Annotated in this window: 6 protein-coding genes; 1 reads left to right on the forward strand and 5 read right to left on the reverse strand. The window is 35.6% G+C overall.

Annotated elements, in window-relative coordinates; genetic code table 11:
• Nucleotides 1–568, reverse strand: a 568-nt coding sequence (locus AOG54_RS01685) for a phosphorylase family protein (RefSeq protein WP_055032325.1), incomplete at its 3' end; no start/stop codon positions are given.
• Between the two features lie 80 nt (nt 569–648).
• A complete protein-coding gene (locus AOG54_RS01690; protein WP_055032326.1) occupies nt 649–1,359 on the reverse strand; it encodes an asparagine synthase C-terminal domain-containing protein in 711 nt (236 codons plus the stop codon).
• A gap of 158 nt (nt 1,360–1,517) precedes the next feature.
• On the opposite strand from AOG54_RS01690, the gene AOG54_RS01695 reads away from it, so the two are divergent.
• A complete protein-coding gene (locus AOG54_RS01695) occupies nt 1,518–1,937 on the forward strand; it encodes an adenylyltransferase/cytidyltransferase family protein (protein WP_048102270.1) in 420 nt (139 codons plus the stop codon).
• Here the strand turns inward: AOG54_RS01695 and AOG54_RS01700 are convergent.
• The 3 genes from AOG54_RS01700 to AOG54_RS01710 are packed head-to-tail and all read right to left on the reverse strand — an operon-like array spanning nt 1,934 to nt 3,628.
• Nucleotides 1,934–2,305, reverse strand: a complete 372-nt coding sequence (locus tag AOG54_RS01700) for a prefoldin subunit beta (protein WP_055032327.1) — start codon at nt 2,303–2,305, stop codon at nt 1,934–1,936. The genes AOG54_RS01695 and AOG54_RS01700 overlap by 4 nt on opposite strands.
• Entirely contained in the window at nt 2,299–2,532 is a 234-nt protein-coding gene (locus tag AOG54_RS01705; RefSeq protein ID WP_048102234.1) for a KEOPS complex subunit Pcc1, read from the reverse strand. The genes AOG54_RS01700 and AOG54_RS01705 overlap by 7 nt, the downstream gene beginning before the upstream one ends.
• Before the next feature lie 46 nt (nt 2,533–2,578).
• Nucleotides 2,579–3,628: an NAD(P)-dependent alcohol dehydrogenase gene (locus tag AOG54_RS01710; RefSeq protein ID WP_054963953.1), complete on the reverse strand. Its 1,050-nt coding sequence runs from the start codon at nt 3,626–3,628 to the stop codon at nt 2,579–2,581.
• Nucleotides 3,629–3,673 lie beyond the last annotated feature (45 nt).

Genomic DNA, 3,673 nt, shown 5'->3' on the forward strand with positions numbered 1-3,673 from the left:
CCGCAAGATTTATTTCTGGAACAAGCGTCATGCCTATTATATCACCAAATGTATGGAATAATCTGGATTCGGCCCTTGTTGAAAACCTTGGCCCCTCTATGCATACATACGTTCCGGAACTGTGTATATTATAATTTAACGATTTTCCGGTTTCATATATTTTTCTGCTTATATCCGGGCAGAATGGGTCTGCCATTGATATATGATAAACATCTGGGCCATCATAAAAGGTTAAATCACGCCTTCTTGTTAAATCAATAAACTGATCAGGAACAACAATATCCCCAGGACTGTAATCTTCCTTTAAGGAGCCTACAGCATTAAGTCCAACAATTCTCTCAACACCAATATGTTTTAATGCCCATATATTAGCCTTATAATTAACCTTATGTGGTGGAATTGTGTGTTTTTTACCATGTCTTGGTATAAATGCCACATCAACACCATTAATCTTGCCGATTTCTATACTATCGGATGTTTTCCCGTAGGGTGTGTCAACATTAATTGTTTCAGTTTCTTTCATTAGTGTATAAAGCCCACTACCTCCTATTATGCCTATGTATGTCATTATGTATCCCGTTAATTTATATACTATATTGTGAAATGCTATTTATTAATTTCTTATTTTTTATGATTATATTTTTAAAATTATTTTAATTTTTTTATTAAATATCTGTTTATTCCTGACCCATACTGGGCAGCTTTTTTATTCCTGTTAAATATTGAATCCGGAATGCCAATATTTTTTGCTATTTCCCTTAATATTAGCTTATTGCTTTCGCCATTTATATTAACATTCCTTGTTATTTTCGAACGTAATTTTAAAATTTCTGGGTTTAGATATGGTGTTATTAATTCCTTATCGTAATACTCTGCCATCTTCTTCTCCCTCGGCAGTGTCACATTAAATAATCTGTTAAGGTAGGTTTCATTTGAAAGCCCTGGATTTTCCATAAATTTATGATATCCATAGAATATCTCATCTGCACCCTGGCCTGTTACAACATATTTTTCTGAAATAAAATCCATTAAAATGAACAGCACGAGCTCATAGCCCATTTCCATTTTACTTATGTTTTTATCTATTTTTAACAGCTCATCAATATATCCATCAATGTTTAAATCATCAAGATAAATTTTTTTAACATTAATATTTAATAATAGTTCTGATTTCTGGGCATTTTCTATATCCCTTGATGTTCTAAACCCTAAAGTATATGGAATAAACTTATAATTTGATATTGCCAGAAGGAGCGATGAGTCAAGCCCGCCTGAAAACGCAATGGCACACGATTTATCCTTTAAAGAATCTATGTAATTTTTGAGTGCAGCATACACATCTCCAACCAGGCCTTCCATAACAATTAATTGTAAATCCGTATATAAACTTAAAGTTATTTGAATATTTAACTGAATTATAAACATATAATTTAATAAATTATGCTGTAAAACATTTAAAAATAATTATAAAATTTTAATGCCAAACTTTATAATTATTCATGCATTTTACTGTTAAAATGATAAGGGTAATGGCTACCGGGGTATTTGATATAGTGCATCTTGGACATTTGCATTACCTTCAGGAATCAAAATCCTTTGGTGATTATTTAATGGTTGTTGTTGCCTCAGATTATACCGCAGCAAAGCATGGCAAGAGGCTTATATTCAATGAAAATGAAAGGCTTGAATTAATAAGGGCATTAAAGCCCGTTGATTATGCTGTTGTTGGCCACAGCAGTGACAATATTTTCAAAACGGTTGAGGAATTAAAGCCTGATATAATTACACTTGGTTATGACCAGAATTTTGATGAGAATTATATAGTTAATGAATGCAAAAAACTGGGATTAAATGTAACCGTTAAAAGGACATCAAAATATGATGGCATAAATAACAGTTCATCAATTATAAGGAAAAAAATTCTGGAAACACTTTAATTCTGCTTTTTATTGCTTGCCTCCTCGTACCTCTTCTGTATAGTTTCCTCCAGCTCCTTATATTTCTCTTCAAGGCTTTTTTGCTGGTTTTCAAGTGTTTTAAGCCTCATCTGGCTTAACTCCTTTTGTTCCTCTAGGTCCGATACAAGCTTGTTCTTATCATCTATTTTATATAGTACCGGCCCAACGTTTTTATAAATGGGTGTGCCGTCCTTTACGCTGGAAAGCTCCTTTAATGTTCTGTCTATTTCCTTAACCTTAATGTCCAGCTGATACCTCTGGTTTGCTATCTGCTCTATCTGGGCCTGTATATCCTGTGCCTGCTTTAACTGATTCTGCAAATACGCATTTATATTTGGTTCTACCATTTTTCTACCTCCATTACCTTTTTGGCAACATTTAAAACCCTTGAAATTGAGGAAAGGCTGGCACGCATGGAAGAAACATCAGGTGATTTTATTGTAATGTAAAAGCTGGATGCGTCCGAATTTAAATTTATTTCAGACCTTCCAAAGCTGTACTCCAGTTCTGGTTCCACAGATTTTATGTAATTCTCATATTTTGTTCTTTCAAGGGTTATTGTAACCGTGAACATCTTTATAACTTAATGATTTATTCTTATTTAATAGTTTATAATAAAATTAAAATGTAATTAGGGGCTTAATCACATTGTCTGTTTTTTTGTCCATCATTTCAAAGGCCCGATCAGCATCATCAAATTTAAATCTGTGTGTTGTTAATTTTGTTGGGTCAATCCTTTTATTTTCGAGAATTTTCATGAGCCTCTCCATTCTTAATCTCCCACCAGTGCATAATCCTGTTGTTATTGTTTTTTCAGCCATGCCATAGCCCCATCCATCCCTCGGTATGGGCACGGAATCACCATGGGAATGATAACCTATGTTTGATATTGTTCCCCCGGGTTTTGTTACATTAATTGCATTTGCGAATGTAACCGGAGAACCTAAAGCCTCAATGCTGGAATCCACACCATTGTTGCCCGTAATTCCCATTATGGATCTTACAGCATCCTCCTTTTTAAAATCCACTATTTTATCTGCACCATAGTATTTTCCCAGTTCCATTCTTGCCGGCACTGTTTCCACAAGTATTATACTGCCAGCACCAAGCATTCTGGAGCCTGCCACGGCCATTAATCCAACCGGCCCCCCTCCAAATATTGCAACATCACCCCCGAGTGGTATGTGTGCATTCTCTGCACCCATAAAACCGGTGGACATCATATCAGCAGCATATACTGCAGCCTCATCTTTTACATTATCCGGGATTTTTGCCATGTTGGCATCAGCATCATTAACATGGAAGTATTCAGCAAGGCTCCCATCCTTGGTGTTTGCGTATTTCCATCCACCAAGTGGAGAATTTGACTGTGATGGATGCCCCATCTGGGCTGCAAGGGAGCCCCAGTCGGGTGTTATGGCACCAACTATAACCCTGTCACCAGGTCTAAATGATTTAACATGGTCACCTATTTTGTAAACCGTTCCAACCGCCTCATGCCCCATAGTTAGATTATGCCTCTCACCTATGGCACCATGGAGTGTATGTGTATCCGATGTGCATATTAATGCATGGGTTGTTTTTATAATGGCATCATAGGGCCCGCATTCAGGTACTGGCTTATCCATAAAGCCGGTTTCATCTATTTTTTTCATAACAAATGCTTTCATAATAATTATAAAAGGAATTGTTATAAATATATTTATATATGGAAA

The sequence above is a fragment of the Acidiplasma aeolicum genome (assembly GCF_001402945.1).
In the GTDB taxonomy this organism is placed as follows: domain Archaea; phylum Thermoplasmatota; class Thermoplasmata; order Thermoplasmatales; family Thermoplasmataceae; genus Acidiplasma; species Acidiplasma aeolicum.

Bases quoted from the DNA above. Each gene is read 5' to 3' on its own strand.
- AOG54_RS01690 (WP_055032326.1), bottom strand. From the start codon at position 1,359: ATGGAAGGCCTGGTTGGAGATGTGTATGCTGCACTCAAAAATTACATA.
- AOG54_RS01695 (WP_048102270.1), top strand. From the start codon at position 1,518: ATGATAAGGGTAATGGCTACCGGGGTATTTGATATAGTGCATCTTGGA.
- AOG54_RS01700 (WP_055032327.1), bottom strand. From the start codon at position 2,305: ATGGTAGAACCAAATATAAATGCGTATTTGCAGAATCAGTTAAAGCAG.
- AOG54_RS01705 (WP_048102234.1), bottom strand. From the start codon at position 2,532: ATGTTCACGGTTACAATAACCCTTGAAAGAACAAAATATGAGAATTAC.
- AOG54_RS01710 (WP_054963953.1), bottom strand. From the start codon at position 3,628: ATGAAAGCATTTGTTATGAAAAAAATAGATGAAACCGGCTTTATGGAT.